Source organism: Geobacillus sp. C56-T3 (assembly GCF_000092445.1).
GTDB classification, from domain to species: domain Bacteria; phylum Bacillota; class Bacilli; order Bacillales; family Anoxybacillaceae; genus Geobacillus; species Geobacillus thermoleovorans.
Map to the genome: position 1 here is coordinate 1,497,148 of NC_014206.1, position 20,826 is coordinate 1,517,973.

Below are 20,826 nucleotides of genomic sequence, written 5' to 3' on the forward strand. Positions count from 1 at the left end.
GATCGCCGGCGAAAGTTGGTTTCATTGTAATGAGCTAGATGGCAAGTTGTCAACCGCTTTGGTTCGTTTTTTGACATATGTATGGCACTGCTGTTTTCACACTCTTTACAACGTAACAATGTTATGTTACACTTATGGTGGTGAAGGAGGTGAGCGGCTCATGGAACAAGAATTGATTTCGAAAAAAGAACTGCTCGAGCTGACTGGCATTTCGTACGGCCAGCTGTACCGCTGGAAGCGGAAAAAGCTCATTCCGGAAGAATGGTTTATTCGAAAATCGACATTCACCGGGCAAGAGACGTTTTTCCCGAAAGAAAAAATCTTGGCGCGCATTGAGAAAATCAAAGAATTAAAAGATGAGCTGTCGCTCGATGAGTTGGCGGGCGTGTTTGCGCCTGACCCGGCAGCGGTCGTCTTGACGAAAGAGGAAGTCATAAAACGTCACATTGTTTCGAGTGTTGCGTTGCAATGGTTGAGCGACCAGTTGGGCGATCGCCAGGACGTTTCGTTCGGGCAGCTTCTTTCCCTTTACATCGTTGACCGGCTTCTTTGTTCCGGTGAGATCAGCATAGAAGAAGGAAAGAACATATGGATGATGTTCGAGAGTCATTATCCAAAATTGCAAGGGAAATCATGCGAGCTGGTCGTGCTTCGTAAAATGGGGGTGACGGTCTGCCTTCTGGTGGAAGAAGCGGCCGGCTTGTATGTGGAAGAAGGGGCGAAGCTCGTTGCGCGGCTGCACGTGCCAACGTATATCGAAGAGTTGAAATTGGCCATTTCGGAGGGATAAAAGGATGGAGCGGCGCGATTTAGTCATTGCCGGAACCGGGCATGCGTCCGGCGGGCTGTACAACTTGGTGAAATTGTCGGGGAATGGAAAGCTGTATGGCGACATCGATTGCCTAGAGATGCAAGTGCAAGGAAATGCGACCGTGGAAGGAAGCGTGAAAGCCAATACCGTTCATATTGCCGGGAAAGGCCATGTGACAGGTGGGATCGAGTGCGAGTGGATGAAAGTGAGCGGGAGTGTGAAAATTGGAGAAAACGTGCAATGCCAAGAGACGACGGTTCGGGGCCACGGGGTGGTGAAAGGTTCGTGCACGGCGGAGACAGTTCGTGTCCATGGCGAGCTCGACGTTGGCGGTGACTGTTCGGCCGAGCGGATGGAGGTCGAAGGGCATTTCACGGTCGGCGGGCTGCTGAACGCGGACTATATCGAAGTGAAGCTGTTTGGCCCGAGCCGCGCTAAGGAGATCGGCGGGGAAACGATTATGGTAAAGCGGCAAGGAAGTTCGCTGTTCAAAAAATGGTTTTTCCCAGCTGAGTTGACCGCCGATGTCATTGAAGGGGATATCGTTCATCTCGAGCATACCACGGCGAAAACCGTGCGCGGCAATCGCGTAGTGATTGGGCCAGGATGCCGCATTGAGCGGGTCGAATACCGAGAGGAGTTGGAATGCGATAAAGAGGCGAAAATCGGAACCGTAGAGAAAGGGTGAGAACGATGGCAGAGAGAAATTTGACCATTAACGGATCGGCGCTTTCTGGCGGCGGTGTGTTCCATAACGTGACGGTCCGCGGCGATGCGACGATTCGGGGCGATGTCGAATGCGACCGCTGCAAAGTGTTTGGCTCGGCAGACATGAAAGGAGCGGTCACCGCCCGCAAGCTTCGCCTGTTTGGCCAAGCGAACATGGACGGTTCAGTGCGTGCGGAGAAAATGGATGTGTTTGGGGAAGCAGACATCCGCGGCCATGCCTATCTGCAGCATCTTCAGTTGCGAGGGATGGTGCAGGTGGAGGGGAGCGTGGAAGCGCATGCGATTCGCGGCTATGGCGAGCTGTCGGTGTCGGGAAGCTGCGAGGCGGAAACCGTTTCGTTGACAGGTGTCGTGCGAATCGGACAGACGTTGAATGCGGAACAGGTGGAATTGTCGTTGTATTTTGCCGACAGCTCGATCAAGGAAATCGGCGGCCGGACGATTTCTGTCAAGCGAAACAAAACGTGGAACGCCATTCACTGGCTGACGCGTTTTTCTTCCTTATCCGCCACGTTGGAGGCGGACACGATTGAAGGCGATGAGATTTATTTGGAACATACAAAAGCCGCGGTCGTCAGGGGCGAGCGGGTGACAATCGGCCCGGGCTGCGAGATTGGGCTTGTGGAATATCGTACGGCGTTTGCCCAAGACGAACATGCCGCGGTGAAAGAAAAAAGACAGAGGTAGAGGGAGATGAAACGGATGGAGAATAAGGAAACGAAAACAGGATTGGTTGTGATCGCGCTGTTGCTCGGCATTTTTGTCGCTTCGATGGACAATACGATTGTGGCAACAGCGATGGCGACGATTGTCGCTGATTTAGGCGGGCTCAAGCAGTTTGTTTGGGTGACGTCGGCGTATATGGTGGCCGAGATGGCCGGGATGCCGATTTTTGGGAAACTGTCCGATATGTACGGGAGGAAGCGGTTTTTTCTGTTTGGGATGATGGTGTTTTTGCTTGGATCTGTGCTGTGCGGCATGGCGCAAACGATCGTGCAGCTCAGCATTTTCCGCGCCATTCAAGGCATCGGCGGCGGGGCGCTTGTGCCGATCGCGTTCACGATTATGTTTGATATTTTTCCGCCGGAGAAGCGCGGGAAGATGGGCGGGCTGTTTGGAGCGGTGTTTGGCCTGTCAAGCATCTTCGGTCCGTTGCTTGGCGCGTATATTACCGATTATCTAAACTGGCGCTGGGTGTTTTACATTAACATTCCGCTCGGGATTGTCGCATTTTTGTTGCTTTGGATTTACTATCGCGAGTCGCCGAAGCATTCGAAGCAAAGCATTGACTGGCTTGGCGTGATGACGCTCGTTCCAGCGATCGTCTGCCTGATGTTTGCGTTGGAGCTTGGCGGACAGAAGTATGACTGGGACTCGGCCGTGATCATCGGGCTGTTTTCCGCGTTCGCGTTGTTGTTTCTCGCTTTTTTGTATGTGGAAACGAAGGCACAAGAGCCGATCGTGTCATACCATATGTTCCGCGAGCGCCTGTTTGCTTCAACGACCTTGGTCGCCTTTTTCTCCGGCGCAACGTTTGTCGTCGCCACCGTGTACATCCCGATTTTTATCCAAGGGGTGACGGGCGGTTCGGCGACGAATTCCGGGCTGATTTTGTTGCCGATGATGCTTTCGACGACTGTATCGGCCCAGCTCGGCGGCTTTTTGGCTGGAAAAACGAGCTACCGCAACGTGATGTTCGGGTTTATGCTGCTGTTTGCGGCCGGGATCGGGCTGCTTGGCACGATTGATGAGCATACAACGCGGCTTACGGTGACGTTTTACATGATCATTGTCGGATTAGGGGTGGGCGCCTCGTTTTCCGTGCTCGGCATGGCGGCGATCCATCATTTTTCCGAAGCGGAGCGGGGCGCGGCCAGCTCGACGAATTCGTTTGTACGGTCGCTCGGCATGACCGTCGGCATTACGGTGTTTGGAATCATTCAGCGAAACTTGTTCACCAATCAATTGGCCGAGCAGTTTCGCGGCATGGCGCAAGGAGCGCCTGGAGCGAACATTCACGACCCGCGCGCGATGTTGTCGCCAGAAGCGCGGGCGCACATCCCGGCACCCGTGCTCGATCGTTTGACGGAAGCGCTGGCCTCTTCGATCGCTGATACGTTTTTATGGGCGCTCATTCCGGCGGCGCTCACGATCGTTTGTGTGCTTTTGATGTCCAACGATCGGCTCGCAGCGTGGACGGGTGCGCGGGAAAGAGCAAGTGAGAAATAAGAGGGGCATGATTGGAAGAGGGGTAGAGTCAATGAAGCGGACGGGTGCTCATCATGCGGTTGGGGTGGCGCCGTCCGCTTGTGGTTTATTTCGAACTTATAGGAAACGATTTTTGACATTTTGACAAGCATGTTGTTCGTTTTGCAGGATTCTCTCCTGTGGGCCGCGAAATGGAAAATGTATGATTTTGCTGGGCTTTTTTGAAACATATGTGAAGCTGTCGGAGGAAGAAGAGCAGCAACTGCAAAGAAAGGTGAAAACGATGGAAACGAAAGAAAAAGAGAAAGTGTTGGAATTGATCATTTCCTATGAGCAGAAAGGGAGAAAAGAAGGAATGAAAGAAGGAATGAGGCGGCTGATTGAGACTATGGCCCGCAAAGGGATGACAAATGATGAGATTGCCCGGTTGGTGGATCTTCTGGTCGAAGAGATCGAACGGTTGCTTCGGGAATGAGCGGATGGCTTCTATTTCTGAAAATGGCGGAGTCAGAGAGAGGCAATGATATTGTCTGTTGCATCACTGTACGGATTTCAGGCGAAAACTCGGACGATAGATGCAATTGTATGCGGCTGTCAAAAGATCATGAATACGATGCCTTGCCGATGAAGGCAAGGTGTATTTTTTTGCTTTCATTGAAGTGAAAGTCGAGACAAGTGGCGTGATGGTGTTTATAGGGAATGTTGAACCATTGCAGTATAAATAGGATTGTACATTCAATCGATAAGGAGATTTGCCCTATGCTTCAAGCAATCGTCTTGTTTCTTTTGGCCGGCAGGCTGAAATTGGCGGCGGTTATTTAATTTGGTTACGGTTGCGAGAAGGGAAGCCGCTTTATTAGGGAGTTTTTGGCGGGCTGGCGTTGGCATTGTACGGTGTCATTGCCACCTTTCAGTCGTTTCCATCATTCGGCAGGGTGTATGCTGCTTATGGAGGGGTGTTTATTGTTCTTTCCGTACTGTGGGGATGGCTCGTTGACCAGAAGACGCCGGATCGGTATGATTGGATCGGCGCGGCGATTTGTTTAGCAGGCGTTTCGGTGATGCTATGGGTGCCGCGCCAATAACGTTTTTTAGGAAGATGGGCAAAAATGTGATCAATATCACTGCGTTCCATCCTTATGGGCGCTATTATACATATAGGGGTATATGTTTTTGCGAGGGGGTTGTTGCCAAAACTCGCCTATAGGGGGATGGACGAAACCACATCATTTTTAGGGAGGATGATGAAGATGAGAAAAATCGTCATTGTCGGCGGAGTGGCGGGAGGAGCGACAGCGGCCGCGCGCCTTCGCCGGTTGAGCGAAGCGGATCACATTGTCCTATTTGAGCGCGGCGAATATATTTCATTTGCCAACTGCGGGTTGCCGTATTATATCGGGGGTGTGATTGAGGAACGAAGCAAGCTGCTCGTGCAAACCGCGGAGGTGATGTCCAAACGGTTCCGTTTAGATATCCGTCCGTTGAACGAAGTGACCGCCATTCACCGCGACCGCAAAACCGTTTCCGTCCGGAATGTAAAGACGGGGGAAGAGTACGAAGAAACATACGATATTCTCATTTTATCGCCGGGGGCAAAGCCTATTGTGCCACCGATTCCGGGAATCGAAGAGGCGGAAGCGTTGTTTACGCTGCGCACAGTGCCGGATACAGACCGCATCAAGGCATATATTGATGAACAAAAGCCGAGGCGTGCTGTCGTGATCGGCGGCGGGTTTATCGGGGTGGAAATGGCCGAGAATTTGACACATCGCGGCATCCATGTGACATTGGTTGAGCGGGCCAATCAAGTGATGGCATCGATTGATTATGAAATGGCGGCCATTGTTCATGACCACATGAGAGAGCATGGGGGGGAGCTTTTGCTGGAAGATGGGGTGCGGGCCTTGGAAGAACGTGGCCGTCGTGTCGTCTTGACAAGCGGGCGCGTGATCGAAACGGACATGATTATTTTGGCCATCGGCGTCGAGCCGGAAAGCTGGCTGGCTAAGGAAGCGGGATTGGAATTAGGGGTTCGCGGCGCGATCAAAGTGAATGAACATTTGCAGACGTCCGACCCGTCGATTTATGCCATTGGCGATGCGGTGGAAGTGAGACATTATATTCACGGTTTTGAAACGTTCGTGCCGCTCGCCTGGCCGGCCAACCGGCAAGGGCGGCTTGTTGCAGACCATATTCATGGCTTTGATGTGAAATATAGCGGCACGTTGGGAACATCGATTGCGAAAGTATTTGAATTAGCGGTCGCGGCGACAGGGCTGAACGAAAAAATGTTGCGGGCGCTTGGCGTCCCTTATGACGTTGTGCATATTCATCCTCTCAGCCACGCCGGGTATTACCCGAACGCCGAGGTGATGACGTTCAAATTGGTGTTTGATCGCGAGACCGGGCGCATTTACGGAGCGCAAGCTGTTGGAAAAGAGGGAGTTGACAAACGGATCGATGTGATCGCCACCGCGATCAAAGGGGGATTAACGGTTCGGGATTTGCCGGACTTGGAACTCGCTTACGCTCCGCCGTTCTCTTCGGCGAAAGACCCGGTCAATATGGCTGGGTATGTCGCCTCCAATATCATGGATGGACTTGTCGAGACGGTGCAATGGCATGAGATCGACCGTATTGTCGATGATGGCGGCGTTTTGATTGATGTCCGCACAGAGGAAGAAACGTCGCGCAGCATGATCCGCGGTTCGATTCCTATTCCATTGGACGAATTGCGTGACCGTTTGCATGAGCTTCCGAAAGAAAAACCGATTTATGTCACGTGCCAAGTCGGGCTGCGCGGATATATCGCTGCTAGGATTTTGAGGCAGCACGGATTTCGAGCGATCAATGTAGATGGCGGCTACCGGTTATACACCGTCGTCAAACAGTAAAGAATAGAACGTCTTGCCCAAAGTGGCAGGGCGTTTTTGATATACTGGTGAACTAGTGAAAACATTCGTGAGAAAAGGTTTGAAGATGTCAGAAGCAAGGAACATCTCCTTTTCCATGCTTTTCATAACAAAAAGATCAGGGAAATCCCCTATGGGTATATGAGTTGAAAATATATACAATGTAGTTAAGCTAATTAAATCAATTTGAAAACGAATACAAAGGAGTGATAAGTGATGGCTCGTGTATATGATGGAAAAGTCGTTATTGTTGGAGCAGGCTCAGCAGGGATTTCAATCGCAGCCCGTCTGTTAAGAAAAAATCGTCAATTGTACGGTCAAGTGTTGCTCATTGATCCATCAGATAAACATTATTATCAACCACTTTGGACACTTGTTGGCGGTGGAGCAGCAAAAGCAGAAGATTCCGTTCGCGAGCAAGCGTCGCTCATTCCAGAGGGAGCAAAATGGTTGAAAGAAGCGGTCGATACGTTCATGCCAGAACACAATACCTTGAAAACGAGAGAAGGCTCAGAAGTGCGTTACGACTATTTAGTCGTAGCTGCCGGAATTGAAATCTATTGGGATCAAATCAAAGGGCTAAAAGAAACGATTGGAAAAAACGGAGTTTGCAGCAACTATTCCTATGATTACGTGCAAAGCACATGGGAGAATATCCGTAACTTCCGTGGCGGTACAGCGATTTTTACCCAACCGAGCACACCGGTAAAATGTGGAGGGGCACCTCAAAAAATTATGTACCTAGCTGACGATTATTTCCGTCAATCCGGTGTGCGCGACCAAACGAATATCATTTTCGCTTCAGGCTTGCCAAACATTTTCGCTGTAAAAAAATACGCCGATACGCTTGAACAAGTCATTCAACGAAAAAACATCGAAACGAAATATCGTGTCGAGTTAGTTGAAATTGACGGAGAGGCGAAAAAAGCGACATTTGAACATCTCGATACGAACGAGCGCTTCACATTAAGTTTTGATATGATTCACGTTACACCGCCAATGGGATCACCAGCTTTTATTAAGAAAAGTCCATTAGCGGATGCGGCCGGATGGGTTGATGTTGATCCGTATACGTTACAACATAAAACGTATGAAAACGTATTTGGCGCAGGCGATTGTACAAACTTACCGACATCAAAAACAGGAGCGGCAATTCGAAAACAAGCGCCTGTTGTTGTTGAAAATTTGCTCGCACTCATGAACGGAAAACCGTTACAAGCTCGATATGATGGCTATACATCATGCCCGCTTGTGACCGGTTATAACAAACTTGTTTTAGCTGAATTTGATTATGATAAAAATCCCCAGGAAACGTTTCCTTTTGATCAATCGAAAGAACGGATGAGCATGTATGTGTTAAAAAGAAACTTGTTACCCATTATTTATTGGAATGGAATGTTAAAAGGGCTCATGTAGGAAAGGGGGATGAACAATGTCGTTACAGCCTATATTGCAACTGCTTGAAAAGGATGAGCAACGGGAAGCGCTCCATTACTTTATTGAAAAACTCCCGCAGCTAAAAGAAGCGACAGAATCAATGGAAGAAAAAATCACATTCATCCAACATGTCATGAACGATAAACAAACGCTTGAGTCGTTGTTTGCTGAATGGGAAGCAAAAGCAGCGCCGTTTCGGTTGACGTCCGAACATTTTGAAGCGATTGCAACACTCATTCAATTATTGCCGACGCTTGTCCAATGGCTACAAAAAGCAGAAGAGTTCGTTTCATTTGTGACAAGCGTCATGAATGATCGCGAGTCGATGGCGTATTGGACGAAAGGAATCAAAGATATTGTTCCAATTGGAAAGGGACTAGACATCTTAAAAGAAACGAACGAGCGCTTTGCTTGCGAGCGTGATTCGACAACTGTATCACTTTTACGCATATATCGTTTGTTAAAACATCCAATCGTTCAAGATGGAGTGAAATATATAGAAACGCTGCTTGATGTAGCAAGCAAACATAAATAATGAGGGGGATGCATATGTTCTTTCGTTCATTTTTTTATGAACAATTAGCTCATATGTCTTACTTAGTTGGATGCCAACGAACAGGTGAGGCAATCGTTATTGACCCAGGTCGCAGCGTTGATTGGTATATCGATACAGCGAAAAAAGAAGGATTGCGAATAGTAGCTGCAGCAGAAACACACATCCATGCTGACTTCGTTTCAGGAGCCAAAGAATTAGCGAAATGTTGTGGAGCAAAACTGTATTTATCGGATGAAGGAGATGAGAACTGGAAATATCAATATTTAAATGAAGTTGATTACGAGCTTGTGAAGGAGGGAAGCATTTTTACAGTAGGAAACGTTGAGTTTCAAGTGATTCATACACCAGGGCATACACCAGAGCATATTTCGTTCATCTTAACTGATAAAGGCGGCGGCGCAAAAGAGCCGATGGGCATTTTTACAGGTGACTTCGTTTTTGTTGGGGACGTTGGCCGTCCGGACCTGCTTGAAAAAGCAGCAGGGATTTCCGGCACAGCGGACATTGGCGCTCGTCAAATGTTCCAATCGCTAAAAAAATTCAAAGCACTCCCAGATTATTTAAAAGTATGGCCGGCGCACGGAGCAGGAAGTGCATGCGGGAAGGCACTTGGTGCTGTTCCTTCTTCAACGGTTGGATATGAAAAGCTGACCAACTGGGCGCTAAAAATTGAAGATGAAGAAGAGTTTGTGAAACTATTGCTTGCAGGGCAACCGGAGCCGCCGAAATATTTTGCAATGATGAAACAAGTGAATAAAATTGGTCCTGAATATTTGAATGAAAAAGAAGTACCAGTGTTGTCAACACGTGAGCAACTCGACGAGTATCAAGCAAACGGAGCGTTTATTTTAGACGTTCGTCCGCCTCAAGAATTTGCGAATGCACATTATGCAGGGTCCATCAACATTCCGTTTAACAAATCATTTACAAACTGGGCAGGTTGGTTCATTAACTATGACCAAGACATTGTGTTGATTGCAAGTCAAGAAGATGTACAAGCGATTCGCAAAGCGCTTGCTTATATTGGATTGGACCGCATTGTTGCGTACATTGAACCAGTCGTTGCATTAAGCGGTGAAGTAGAGAGATATGAAGAAATTGATGTGCAACAATTGCGTCAATATTTACAAGACGAGCATTATCACCTTATTGATGTGCGCAATCAAGCAGAATGGGACGAAGGATATATTGAAGGGGCGCAACATATTATGCTCGGCGCGCTTGCTGATCGTTTAAACGAGATTCCAGAAGGAAAAACGTACATTGTTCAATGTCAATCAGGTGCGCGCTCAGCAATTGGCGCAAGTATCTTACAAGCAAAAGGGGTAAAACAGGTGCTGAATTTAAAAGGTGGGTATTTAGCGTGGGTGCAAGAAAAGCTTCCAATTGCCAGAAAAGCATAAGGACTGATTTCATCAGTCCTTTTTTTCAATTTTTTTCTTTTGACACCTATAATAGAGAAAGGAGGGATCTTCACCAAAATTTGTACTTGATTTTTTCCGAACATACCCTATTTACGCTTGTGAGGGAAAATCAGCACTTTTTGCATATCTTTGTGCCGGAAACCGTATTGCTTGTCAAGTGCATGTTGTGGTGAAGAGCCGAAAGGAGGGTAAAAATGAAATTTTTGGATAGAATTTTTACTTACATTCAAGACGGGATCATTGTAATGGACCATGAGCGAACAATTGTCGAAATGAATCCAGCTGCTAAGCGACTCACTGGGTGGCAATTTGGCGAAAAAGTACCATATTGCTCGTTTTGTCAAAAGCGTGATGTACGTCAAGGTGAAGAGCGATGTTATTTAATTTCCACTGAAGAAGTGCCGTATTTTTTATCTGAAATGCCAACTTATCATGGACACTTAATTGATGTGGAAATGAGCACAGCGCTTATCCTTGAACAAGACGGTGCAAAATATTATTTGCTTGTACTTCGTGACCAAACGGTGAAGAAAAAAGAAGAAGAAGTACTTCATTCCAAATGGATGGTGAAAAAACTAACAGAAGCAAAAGAGGAAGAACATAAACGTCTCGCACAAGAATTGCACGACGGTGTTGGTCAGTCCCTCTACAGTATTTCTATTGCTTTAGATAATATCATACAACGTATACAGGATGAAAAGTTACACGCATATGTCAAAGAGGTACGCGAAGAACTTGGTCGTGTCATGGAGGATGTGAAGCTATATGCGCAACAACTTCGTCCGAAAAGTTTAGACGCACTTGGGCTCATTCCGACCATTCAATCGCTCATTCATTCATTTCAATCAAAAATGCCAAATATGTCGTTTTCACTTCAAACGAATGTATACACGCGCTTGTCGCCAACAGTGGAAATTAATCTTTACCGTGTCATTCAAGAAGCATTGCATAATGTCATGAAGCACGCAAAGGCAACAGAGGTATGTATAACAATCGAACGAGTGGGGCAAGAATTACACGTATCTATTAAAGATAACGGAGTTGGTTTCGAGGTTGAAGAAAAACGCGAAGGACTTGGCTTAAAACATATTCAAGAGCGTATTTCCCATTTAGGTGGAGAAACAATCATTACGTCTGCGCCAATGAAAGGAACAACGATTTTTGTATGTGTACCAATAGAAGGGAGTGAAGAGGATGAAAGTGTTGATCGTTGATGATCATGATTTAATTCGCAAAGGCATTCGACTACTCCTAGAAGGATTTCCGGATGTTGAAGTCGTTGGAGAAGCAAGCAACGGTTGCGATGCGATTACGCTTGCGTTGAAGCACCATCCTGATGTTGTTTTGCTAGACCTTTCTATGCCGACAGGGCTTGATGGATTTACAACCGCAAAAACAATCATGGATGAACTGGATACCAAAATCGTTGTTTTAACCATGCACGATGAAGAAATATATGTGCAAAAAGCCCTTCAACATAACATTCATGGCTACTTGTTAAAAAATAGTCAAACGAACGATTTGTACAAAGCATTGAAAGCGGTATGTCGAGGAGAACGGTTTTACCGTACACATATCCCACAAGAGAAACTAGAAAAAATAATCATGGAAAAAGAACCGAGATCTCCTCTTACAAATCGTGAGCGGGAAATTGTTCGGTTGACATTTTTAGGATATACCAATAATCAAATTGCGAACAAATTAAAAATCAGTCCTAAAACAGTTGAAAGCCATAAAGCGAACATTATGCAGAAGCTTGGTATTAAGGAAAAACATGAGCTCATTCAATACGCTTTAAAAAATCAGATTGCAGATTTAGTATAATTTATAAATTTTAGTGATCATTCTATGCATGTGATTTGAGATAAGGGGTCCCGATTCTTTGCTTTTCACAATAAATATGTGAAAAATGTCACAAATTATTCGCATTTGTAAGGGATAAGACGAGGATGTTTTGTGGGATAATAAAAATGACTAGTTTGTGATATTTATCATAAAATTTGTTGTGCATGAATGTCGATGGGAGAGGATGATCGTGGGGAAACGGCAAGAAATATGGCTTGTATGGATTAGTTTTTTGGCGGCGGCAGCCGTGTTTGTTTCGTTGATCAGCCGACTATTTTCTTAGGGGGGATGAACCGTGCGCGAATACGATCCGGTGTGGTTCAGCCGCGTATTGACCGAGTTAACATTAACGTTCCATATTATTTATGCCACGATCGGCGTCGGGATTCCGCTTATGATCGCCATCGCCCAGTGGGTCGGGATCCGCAAAAACGATATGCATTATGTTTTGCTCGCCCGCCGTTGGACGCGCGGCTTTGTCATTACAGTGGCGGTCGGCGTTGTGACCGGGACGGCGATCGGCTTGCAGCTGTCGCTTTTATGGCCGCATTTTATGCAGCTGGCTGGCCAGGTGATCAGTCTGCCGCTGTTTATGGAGACGTTCGCGTTCTTTTTTGAGGCCATTTTTCTCGGTATTTATTTGTACACATGGGATCGATTCGAAAACCAGAAAAAACATTTGCTTTTGCTTATTCCGGTGGCGGTCGGTTCTTCGGCGTCCGCGATGTTTATTACGATGGTGAACGCGTTTATGAACACACCGCAAGGGTTTGCGCTGAAAAACGGTGAGATTGTCAACATCGACCCGATCGCGGCGATGTTCAACCCAGCGATGCCGACGAAAGTCGCCCATGTGCTGGCGACGGCGTATATGACATCGGCGTTTGTTCTTGCTTCGATTGCTGCTTGGCATTTGCTCAAAGGCAACAGGCACATTTATCATCGCAAGGCGCTTCATTTAACGATGAAAGCGGCGTTGATTTTTTCGATAGCGAGCGCCCTTGTTGGCGATTTGTCAGGAAAATTTTTGGCTGTCTATCAGCCGGAGAAGCTCGCGGCCGCTGAATGGCATTTCGAAACGAGTTCCCATGCGCCGCTTGTGTTTTTTGGTATGCTTGAAGAAGACGGTGAAGTGAAATACGCGCTGAAAATTCCATACGCCCTTAGCGTCCTAGCCCATAACCATCCCGGCGCCATTGTGACCGGACTGAATGACATTCCAAAAGATGAGCGGCCGCCGCTGTACATTCATTATTTATTCGATATGATGGTGGCAATTGGCGTATTTTTAATGTTGGTCGCAACGGCGTATTGGCTCGGGTCGGTTTTTCGGTGGAAATGGACGACGAAAAAATGGTTTTTTGGCCTGTTAGCGGCGGGAGGGCCGCTGTCAATGATCGCGATTGAGGCCGGATGGTACTTGGCGGAAGTCGGACGGCAGCCGTGGATTTTGCGCGGCTATATGAAAACAGCAGAGGCCGCGACATCATCTGCCCATGTCGATATGATGCTTGTCTTGTTTTGCCTGCTATACCTCGTGTTAGGAATCGCAAGCGTAATAGTCCTTGTTCGTTTGTTCCGCCGCAACCCGGTTGAGCGGGAATTGGCGGAGGGCAATGGCAACGGGGAGGTGGCACTATGACGCTTGAAGTTATTGGCATTTCGGTGTTATGGCTGTTTCTGTTTGGTTATATTATTATCGCTTCGATCGACTTCGGGGCTGGTTTTTTCAGTGCCTACAGCCATTGGGCGAACAAACAGCATATTTTGCATCGCATCATTCAGCGCTACCTTTCGCCGGTGTGGGAAGTGACGAACGTTTTTCTCGTCTTTTTCTTTGTCGGCATCGTCGGCTTTTTCCCGAAGACAGCTTATTATTACGGATCGATTTTGCTCGTTCCGGCCAGCCTTTCGATTATTTTGCTTGCCATCCGCGGTTCATACTACGCGTTTCACACGTACGGGGGGACGGAGCGGAACTGGTATTTGCTCGCTTACGGATTGACAGGATTGTTCATCCCGGCATCGCTGTCCATCGTCTTGACGATTTCAGAAGGCGGATTTGCTGAAAAAAACGGAGACTCCCTGATGCTTGATTACGGCAAGTTGTTTGCCAGCCCGCTGTCATGGAGCATCGTGCTGTTAAGCGTCACAAGCGTTTTGTACATTTCCGCTGTGTTTTTGACGTATTATGCAGACGCGGCCGGGGATGAACGAGCGCGAGCGCTGTTGCGCCGCTATGCTCTTATTTGGAGCGGGCCGACGATGTTATCAGCACTGCTCATTATTTACCAGCTGCGCTACCATAATCCTGAACATTACGCAAATTTGTGGAACATGGCCTGGATGTTTGGCGTTTCTTTTCTCTTTTTTGCGCTCACCGTTTGGCTTCTTTGGCGGCAACGGCGGTTCGGCTGGGCGTTTATTGCGCTTTTGTGTCAATATGCGTTCGCCTTTTACGCCTACGGTATTTCGCACTATCCGTATTTGCTTTACCCGTATCTGACAATTTACGACGGGTTTACGAATGAGACAATGGCCATTGCGCTGATCGTTGCGTTTATTGCTGGCTTGTTGCTTTTGATTCCATCGCTCTATTTGCTGATGCGCCTCTTTTTGTTTAACAAAACGTACGTCAAAGGAAAATGGGAAGGAGGAAAAGGATGATGCAAACGTTTTTGATCACGTATGCACCGATGATTATCGTTGGACTGTCGGTCGTCGTCTCGTTCTGGGTGGGCTTGAAAGATGTGTGAGTGAATCATTGACTTCTTTCTCATACTTCTTTATCATTACTAAACCGAGAAGCCCCCACTTCCACGTTTGGGTACAGCAATGGTTTATCCGACCTTGCAGGCAGCAATTGGTGATGTTGCATCACCTAACTGGCGCGCATCTTCAATGGGAGTGTACCGTTTTTGGAGAGATAGTGGTTATGCGTTCGGGGCGTTAATTGCTGGAATAATAGCAGATTTATTAGGAGTCACATGGGCAATCGGGATCGTGGCCTTGCTACCCTTTCTTGCTGGAGTCTATTCACGTATGCGGCTGGATGAAACTTTGAAAACAGTGGCAAAGTGATGTCATGCCCGTTCGGAAGAAAAGCTCAGCAACTTTCCTGACAAGGTAAGTCGCCATGTCCACGGCATCTTCCTGATTGACCAGGCGGTTGAGGCGATGAAGATGCATCTGAATCAATGACAGTTGAGCAGAGACAAAAAAGAAAATGGCGGCATATTAGGGGCGCATTTTGTTTACTATTTGTTCGAACGGCAATACGGACCGCCGTTGGATCATTTTTTGTTTGCTCTCCACCCGATTCACTTATATCAGCTGTTCCTTGCCGCCGTAGTGATGTTGTGGACGATTTGGCAGCGAAATCCTCTTGAAAGGGCGGAGTATACGTATCTATTTTTAACGATATGGGGAGGCGGGCAATGGATGATTTGGATGATAGCGAAGTGATGGGATATCGGACAGGAGTTCGAAACTCGAAATAAAGATGTGCTGCTCTTTTCTTGAAATGTGACTGAATTGAAAGGATGTCGATCCATATGTCAGTGATATTCGCTTTCGTTGCAGGAGCGCTTTCTTTCTTTTCCCCTTGCATTTTTCCCTTTGTTCCTGCCTATGTTGCTCATTTGACAGGCACTCCAATAAGGGAAAACAGAATCCGGGTCGGAAAACGGGAGATCCTCATGCGCTCTCTTGCGTTTATTGGCGGATTCAGTGTCATTTTTGTACTGATGGGAGCGACGGCAAGTGCGATTGGACAGATGTTGGTTCAATATCTTGATGAAAAAGGAGAGGTATCCCGCCAATACGAAGCTCAAGCGATTCCGACAAGCTATCTCATTGATTCGAAAGGGATCATACGGAAAAAAATGATTGGACCGATGAGTTATGACTGGATGGTGGATCAAATGGAATCGATCCAATAAGCACATCGTCGATAGAGAAAAGGGGAAATAATGGATGAAAGAGACGAAACAGCAACCGACAGAGGACTCCAAATATATTCAGCAACACTTAGCCAATGAACGGACGTTTCTCGCCTGGATTCGCACCTCGATTGCCATTATTGGAATTGCTTTTTTAATGATCAATTTGCATGAAAAATCAACGAGCAACGCATTGTCCACGGCCATTGTCCGATTGATTGGAGCATTGGCGGTGGTGATTTCCATCTGCACGATTGTGTTTTCTGCCATTAGTTATGTCGTGAAGACGAAACAAATTAATGAACAAACGTTCCGGCCATCGCGCCCGCTGATTTGGTTTTTGGCTTCTCTGTTGCTGCTGATCACCGGATTGTTTGGATATTATTTTTTTACCTTGCTTTAACAGCGGCTTTTTGGCCGCTTTTTGTTTTGTCCTGTTTTAGGATTAAGAGTAGCGCACAAGCAAATGAGAATAAAACAAAAGAACGACAATTGACTGTCGTGGTTCGCTCAATCAAATCGATACTAGGATGTATTGGAGATTACATACAAGGAGCATTCCCGTTAGGAGCTTTTCCGGGGACTTGATCAAAAAAAGCCCTCTTGGTATGATGCAGGGGTGTCAAACACATCACTCACCATACCAAGGAGGACTTCAGATGAATTGTACACAAAACTATAAAATTGATCAAGTCACCGAACAAACGCTTGTCGTGGGCATCGATATCGCGAAACGAACCCACTACGCCTGCTTCGTGGATGACCGGGGGCGTGTGCTTCGCAAATCGTTCCCGATCTTCCAGTCGAAAGAGGGCTTTCGCCAGCTGTATGAAGCGATTCAGGAGGCGATGCAAGCGTTCGGAAAGCCGCAGGTGATCGTCGCGGTGGAGCCGACCGGGCACTACTGGTTGAACCTGGCCTACTTCCTCGAGGAGCACGGGATCCCGTTGGTCATGGTCAACCCGGCGCATGTGTGCCGGTCGAAAGAACTCGATGACAACCTGCCGACGAAACATGACGCCAAAGACGCCCTGGTCATCGCCAGACTGGCGAAAGACGGACGATTCCTCGTCCCCCGGCTGCTGCACGAGATCGAAGCCGATTTGCGCGTCGGGAGCACGCTCAAAGAGAAGCTCCGCAAGGAACAGACGGCGGTGAAAAACGCGATCGTCCGCTGGACCGACCGGTATTTTCCGGAGTTTTGGACGGTGTTTCGCGACCTGGGGAAAACGGCGCTTTCGGTGCTGGAGTGGACGCCGCTTCCGGCCGATATGGCCAGCCGATCCGCCGAGGAGCTCATCGAGGTGTACCGGCAAAGCGAAGGGCTGAAATGCCCGCAGAAGGCCAAAATTCAGGCGTTGATCGACGCCGCGAAGGACTCGATTGGGGTGACGGAAGGGACGACGATGGCCCGGTTTGAGATCGCCGCGCTCGTCCGCCGATACCGCCAATTGGAGGCTGAGATCGCCGCGTTGGACGCCGAGTTGAAGGCATTGGTTCAAACGACGATGGAGTATCAATGGCTGAAAACGGTCGACGGGTTGGGAGACGCCACGATCATCGATCTGCTGGCGGAGATCGGCAGCTTCGCCCACTATCGGGACCCGCGTCAATTGGTGAAGTTGGCGGGCCTGACGCTCAAAGAGAACTCCTCCGGCCAGCGCAAAGGGCAAAAGCACATCTCCAAACGGGGACGGAAACGGCTGCGATCGGTGCTGTTTCGGGCGATGATTCCGCTGATCCGGCACAACGAGGCGTTTCGCGAGCTGCATGAGTATTACACGACCCGCCCCGTCAATCCGCTGACCGGAAAGCAGTCCATCGTCGCATTATGCCGGAAGCTGTTGAATGTGCTGTTTGCGATTTGTACGAAGAAACAAGCCTTTGACGCGGAGCGAATGAAACAGGACGTCTTGTCCCAGGTGCAACGGGCGGCCTAAGGCCTCCCCCTGCGAACGGAAGAATCGTTGGACAACAGGATGACACCGGAGAAGCTGGCGTGATTTTATCCATTCGACCTTGAGTCCCCAAAGGAGCTTGGCCGGCCTCCGCCTGATGACGAGACCGAACGAGGGAATGTTGGCGCGAAGACGCCCGGAGACATGGGAGGGTTCGTCCTCATCAGCGACGCGGAGATCCAAAGGGTGCATCGAATACGCTTCTCCCCACGGAAGGAAAATATCCCCAGCCGTGGCCGCGAAGCGCACCCTAGGTCTGTAAGATATCCACAAAACTGAAAAAGGATGTAAGGGATTTTGTCGAAAAATATTTTTTGGACACCCCTGAGGGGCCGAAAAGCCTTGATAAATCAACATTTCTAGAGGGAGGAGTCCGCGATACAAGGCGCCCCCTCACTTGTCTTACAGGAAGGAAGAAGGGGAGTTCAATGTGCAGTATAAAAAAAGGAGAACGCTCCAGGGGGTATCATACATGCCATAATGGGGAGTAGAGCACATACATGGGGTACAGAAGATAGCAAGACAAGGTGCAGGCGCAAGCAACAGGCATATATATATTATCATACCGGCGACGAAACTTTGTTGATTGATGAAATGGAGGGATGATCATGTTTATCCACACTGTTCAACCTGGAGATACGCTTTTTTCAATCAGCAGGCGATACGATTATCCGCTGGAAAGTCTGCGCCTTGTCAATGGCTTAGTTGAAACGAATATTGTTCCTGGTCAAGCATTGCTTGTTCCCAGCTATACGTATACAGTGCAGCTAGGGGACACGCTAAGCGCCATCGCACGGAAAGCATTTGTGACGGTCGAACAGTTGCGGGTAGCCAATCCGGCGGTGGATCCGTACAGAATGCATCCAGGAATGAAAATTTATATTCCTGATATTTCCTGGTATCAAGCCATAACGTTAGCCTATTACACTCTCCGCGAACCGAACTTAGATCGGTCGCTCGTGCGAGATTTTGCCCCGTATTCATCATACATTGCCCTGTTCGAATATCGCTTTGCCCCTAATGGCGACATTATTACTATGCGGGATGACACCGCAGCGATTGAAACAGCATGGCAAAACCGCGTGACGCCCATTGCGGTAGTGACGAACCTAACATCGGAAGGATTTAGTACGAGACTGGCAAGCCAAGTGCTGAACAATCCGGAAGCAAGGGCGAATTTGGTCGAGAACATCTTTTATTTAGTATCACGAAAAGGCTATGGTGGCGTCAATATTGACTTCGAGCAAGTTCGCGGCGAGGATCGTGATTTGTTTACTGGCTTTTTGCGTCAGTTGCGCGATCGGTTAAAACCGGCTGGATATGTTTTGACGATCGCCGTTCCAGCGAAAACGAGCGAGGAGATCCCTTGGCTAAGAGGCTACGATTACGGCGGCATTGGCGCTGTCGTCAACTATATGTTTATTATGGCGTACGATTGGCACCATTTAACAAGTGAACCTGGCCCAGTTGCACCAATTGGTGAGGTGAGATCGACGCTTCAGTTTGCCGTCGAGCGCGTGCCCCGAAAAAAAATCTTGCTCGGACTCCCGTTATATGGATACGATTGGATCATTCCATACCAGCCTGGGACATCGGCGGATGCTCTCTCCAACCAAGAGGCGGTTTTAACCGCCATGCGTTACCAATCACCGATTCAATATTCGTTTCAATATGAATCGCCGTTTTTTCGATATACTGATGAACTTGGAAACATTCATGAGGTATGGTTTGAAGATGTCAGAAGCATGGGACAGAAAATGAAATTGGCCCGCCAATTTCAGATTGCAGGTGTCGGTGCATGGGAGCTGGCGCTAGGATTTGCGCCAGGGCCATGGTTGTTGAGGAAATTTTTCACTGTAAGAAAGGTATAATGTTAAAGATGGGAAATGGTTTTGACAGTCATGAGAAGGTTGGGCGAAAGCCGCTTTTTTGCTAATAACTCGGAGCAGAAGGTAGGCGGATGTTTCCTTATAATGCGCAGAAGTAAAATATTTACAGGTAGGTCCTCGGTATGGATCTCTGATAAAGGGGGATGAACTTATGTTTGATGTTGCATTTAAGGGTCACCAAGTGAATCACTGTCGAACCCGAGGCAAAAATATGGAAAACAATTTTGCACGCTTTGAAAGCAGCCTTTGTTTTGCTGCTTTTTTATTTTTTTAGAATTGGATGCGTATTTTCCTGTTGACAAAAGACAAACAATTCGATAATATTATATCTGTAACATACATATACACGTATATGTATATAACAAAAACGTGTATATGTGTATAAATTTGAGGCAGACAATAAAACATAATGAACGAAAAACATAAGGAGGTTGTTTGCATGAAAGTGGCAATCATTGCAGCAAACGGCGGGTTGTTTGATGCGTACAAGGTGTTCAACATCGCGACAGCCGCTGCGGCGGCAGACGCAGAAGTCGGCGTGTTTTTCACGTTTGAAGGGTTGAATCTCATCCATAAAGAAGCGCACAAACAATTGCCGATTCCTGAAGGGAAAGAACATTTTCAACAAGGGTTCCAAAAAGCGAACGTTCCATCGATTGCCGAATTGCTTCAAATGGCGCAAGAGATGGGTGTGAAGCTGATCGCTTGCCAAATGACGATGGATGTCATGGGGCTTGACAAAGACCAATTCGTCGATGGTATTGAGGTGGCGGGGGCGGCGACGTTCCTGCAGTTTGCGAAAGACGCCGATATTACATTGGCCTTCTAATAAGGGAGAGGAGGAAGGAGAATATGGCACAAGTCACTGTCTATACAACAACGACATGCCCGTATTGTGTGATGGCGAAAAACTTTTTGCGCGCTCAAGGGATTCCGTTTAAGGAAGTGAATGTCGAGCTCGATCCGGAAGCGGCGCGGAGGCTGGTGGAAACGACCGGGCAAATGGGTGTGCCGCAAATCGAGATTAACGGCCGCTGGGTGCTCGGGTATGATCCGGATGCCATTATGGCATTGTGGAATCAGGCGAATCATCGTTGAGAATAACGGACCATTGAC

The 20,826-nt window shown here is 47.9% G+C and carries 20 protein-coding genes and 3 pseudogenes; 22 read left to right on the forward strand and 1 reads right to left on the reverse strand.

Annotated features, from left to right (window positions below; genetic code table 11):
- Positions 1–160 precede the first annotated feature (160 nt).
- From GC56T3_RS07570 to GC56T3_RS18525, 15 genes and pseudogenes are all read left to right on the forward strand, one after another.
- Positions 161–790: a YhbD family protein gene (locus GC56T3_RS07570; protein WP_013144998.1), complete on the forward strand. Its 630-nt coding sequence runs from the start codon at positions 161–163 to the stop codon at positions 788–790.
- Between the two features lie 4 nt (positions 791–794).
- Positions 795–1,499 (forward strand): polymer-forming cytoskeletal protein, encoded by a 705-nt coding sequence (locus GC56T3_RS07575; RefSeq protein ID WP_013144999.1) that lies wholly within the window; start codon positions 795–797, stop codon positions 1,497–1,499.
- A gap of 5 nt (positions 1,500–1,504) precedes the next feature.
- Positions 1,505–2,227: a polymer-forming cytoskeletal protein gene (locus tag GC56T3_RS07580; RefSeq protein ID WP_013145000.1), complete on the forward strand. Its 723-nt coding sequence runs from the start codon at positions 1,505–1,507 to the stop codon at positions 2,225–2,227.
- A 15-nt stretch (positions 2,228–2,242) separates the two neighbouring features.
- Positions 2,243–3,769: an MDR family MFS transporter gene (locus GC56T3_RS07585; RefSeq protein ID WP_013145001.1), complete on the forward strand. Its 1,527-nt coding sequence runs from the start codon at positions 2,243–2,245 to the stop codon at positions 3,767–3,769.
- Positions 3,770–3,950: 181 nt separating this feature from the next.
- A complete protein-coding gene (locus GC56T3_RS07590) occupies positions 3,951–4,223 on the forward strand; it encodes a hypothetical protein (protein WP_013145002.1) in 273 nt (90 codons plus the stop codon).
- Positions 4,224–4,507: 284 nt separating this feature from the next.
- Positions 4,508–4,833: pseudogene (locus GC56T3_RS07595) on the forward strand (YnfA family protein).
- 165 nt (positions 4,834–4,998) lie between these two features.
- A complete protein-coding gene (gene cdr / locus GC56T3_RS07600) occupies positions 4,999–6,642 on the forward strand; it encodes a CoA-disulfide reductase (RefSeq protein WP_013145003.1) in 1,644 nt (547 codons plus the stop codon).
- Between the two features lie 234 nt (positions 6,643–6,876).
- Positions 6,877–8,076: an FAD/NAD(P)-binding oxidoreductase gene (locus tag GC56T3_RS07605; protein ID WP_013145004.1), complete on the forward strand. Its 1,200-nt coding sequence runs from the start codon at positions 6,877–6,879 to the stop codon at positions 8,074–8,076.
- Between the two features lie 16 nt (positions 8,077–8,092).
- Positions 8,093–8,632 carry a hypothetical protein gene (locus GC56T3_RS07610; RefSeq protein WP_013145005.1) on the forward strand — a complete coding sequence of 180 codons (540 nt, stop codon included), beginning with the start codon at positions 8,093–8,095 and terminating at the stop codon, positions 8,630–8,632.
- Between the two features lie 14 nt (positions 8,633–8,646).
- Positions 8,647–10,056 carry a rhodanese-like domain-containing protein gene (locus tag GC56T3_RS07615; RefSeq protein WP_013145006.1) on the forward strand — a complete coding sequence of 470 codons (1,410 nt, stop codon included), beginning with the start codon at positions 8,647–8,649 and terminating at the stop codon, positions 10,054–10,056.
- Between the two features lie 215 nt (positions 10,057–10,271).
- Entirely contained in the window at positions 10,272–11,291 is a 1,020-nt protein-coding gene (locus GC56T3_RS07625; protein ID WP_013145007.1) for a PAS domain-containing sensor histidine kinase, read from the forward strand.
- Positions 11,272–11,901, forward strand: a complete 630-nt coding sequence (locus GC56T3_RS07630; protein ID WP_011231571.1) for a response regulator transcription factor — start codon at positions 11,272–11,274, stop codon at positions 11,899–11,901. The genes GC56T3_RS07625 and GC56T3_RS07630 overlap by 20 nt, the downstream gene beginning before the upstream one ends.
- A 316-nt stretch (positions 11,902–12,217) precedes the next feature.
- Positions 12,218–13,564, forward strand: a complete 1,347-nt coding sequence (locus GC56T3_RS07635; protein WP_013145008.1) for a cytochrome ubiquinol oxidase subunit I — start codon at positions 12,218–12,220, stop codon at positions 13,562–13,564.
- Positions 13,561–14,589, forward strand: a complete 1,029-nt coding sequence (locus GC56T3_RS07640) for a cytochrome d ubiquinol oxidase subunit II (RefSeq protein WP_011231569.1) — start codon at positions 13,561–13,563, stop codon at positions 14,587–14,589. The genes GC56T3_RS07635 and GC56T3_RS07640 overlap by 4 nt, the downstream gene beginning before the upstream one ends.
- 156 nt (positions 14,590–14,745) lie before the next feature.
- A pseudogene (locus GC56T3_RS18525) lies at positions 14,746–15,003 on the forward strand (MFS transporter); the annotation flags it as partial.
- A 5-nt stretch (positions 15,004–15,008) separates the two neighbouring features.
- Here the strand turns inward: GC56T3_RS18525 and GC56T3_RS19315 are convergent.
- Positions 15,009–15,150: pseudogene (locus GC56T3_RS19315) on the reverse strand (IS982 family transposase); the annotation flags it as partial.
- Between GC56T3_RS19315 and GC56T3_RS19610 the strand changes: the two are divergent.
- The 7 genes from GC56T3_RS19610 to GC56T3_RS07675 all read left to right on the forward strand — a co-directional run bounded on the left by GC56T3_RS19610 (position 15,127) and on the right by GC56T3_RS07675 (position 20,808).
- Positions 15,127–15,387: a hypothetical protein gene (locus tag GC56T3_RS19610; RefSeq protein WP_193568267.1), complete on the forward strand. Its 261-nt coding sequence runs from the start codon at positions 15,127–15,129 to the stop codon at positions 15,385–15,387. The pseudogene GC56T3_RS19315 and the gene GC56T3_RS19610 sit on opposite strands and share 24 nt — an antisense overlap.
- 89 nt (positions 15,388–15,476) lie before the next feature.
- On the forward strand, positions 15,477–15,863 hold the full coding sequence (locus tag GC56T3_RS19940; protein WP_083778762.1) for a cytochrome c biogenesis protein CcdA: 387 nt from the start codon (positions 15,477–15,479) through the stop codon (positions 15,861–15,863).
- A 34-nt stretch (positions 15,864–15,897) separates the two neighbouring features.
- On the forward strand, positions 15,898–16,266 hold the full coding sequence (locus GC56T3_RS07655; protein ID WP_011231564.1) for a YidH family protein: 369 nt from the start codon (positions 15,898–15,900) through the stop codon (positions 16,264–16,266).
- A 256-nt stretch (positions 16,267–16,522) separates the two neighbouring features.
- Positions 16,523–17,803: an IS110 family transposase gene (locus tag GC56T3_RS07660; protein ID WP_041468208.1), complete on the forward strand. Its 1,281-nt coding sequence runs from the start codon at positions 16,523–16,525 to the stop codon at positions 17,801–17,803.
- Positions 17,804–18,429: 626 nt separating this feature from the next.
- Positions 18,430–19,692 (forward strand): glycoside hydrolase family 18 protein, encoded by a 1,263-nt coding sequence (locus tag GC56T3_RS07665; RefSeq protein ID WP_013145010.1) that lies wholly within the window; start codon positions 18,430–18,432, stop codon positions 19,690–19,692.
- 457 nt (positions 19,693–20,149) lie between these two features.
- Positions 20,150–20,539: a DsrE/DsrF/DrsH-like family protein gene (locus tag GC56T3_RS07670; protein WP_011231562.1), complete on the forward strand. Its 390-nt coding sequence runs from the start codon at positions 20,150–20,152 to the stop codon at positions 20,537–20,539.
- A gap of 23 nt (positions 20,540–20,562) precedes the next feature.
- Positions 20,563–20,808, forward strand: a complete 246-nt coding sequence (locus tag GC56T3_RS07675; protein ID WP_013145011.1) for a glutaredoxin family protein — start codon at positions 20,563–20,565, stop codon at positions 20,806–20,808.
- Positions 20,809–20,826: the final 18 nt, after the last annotated feature.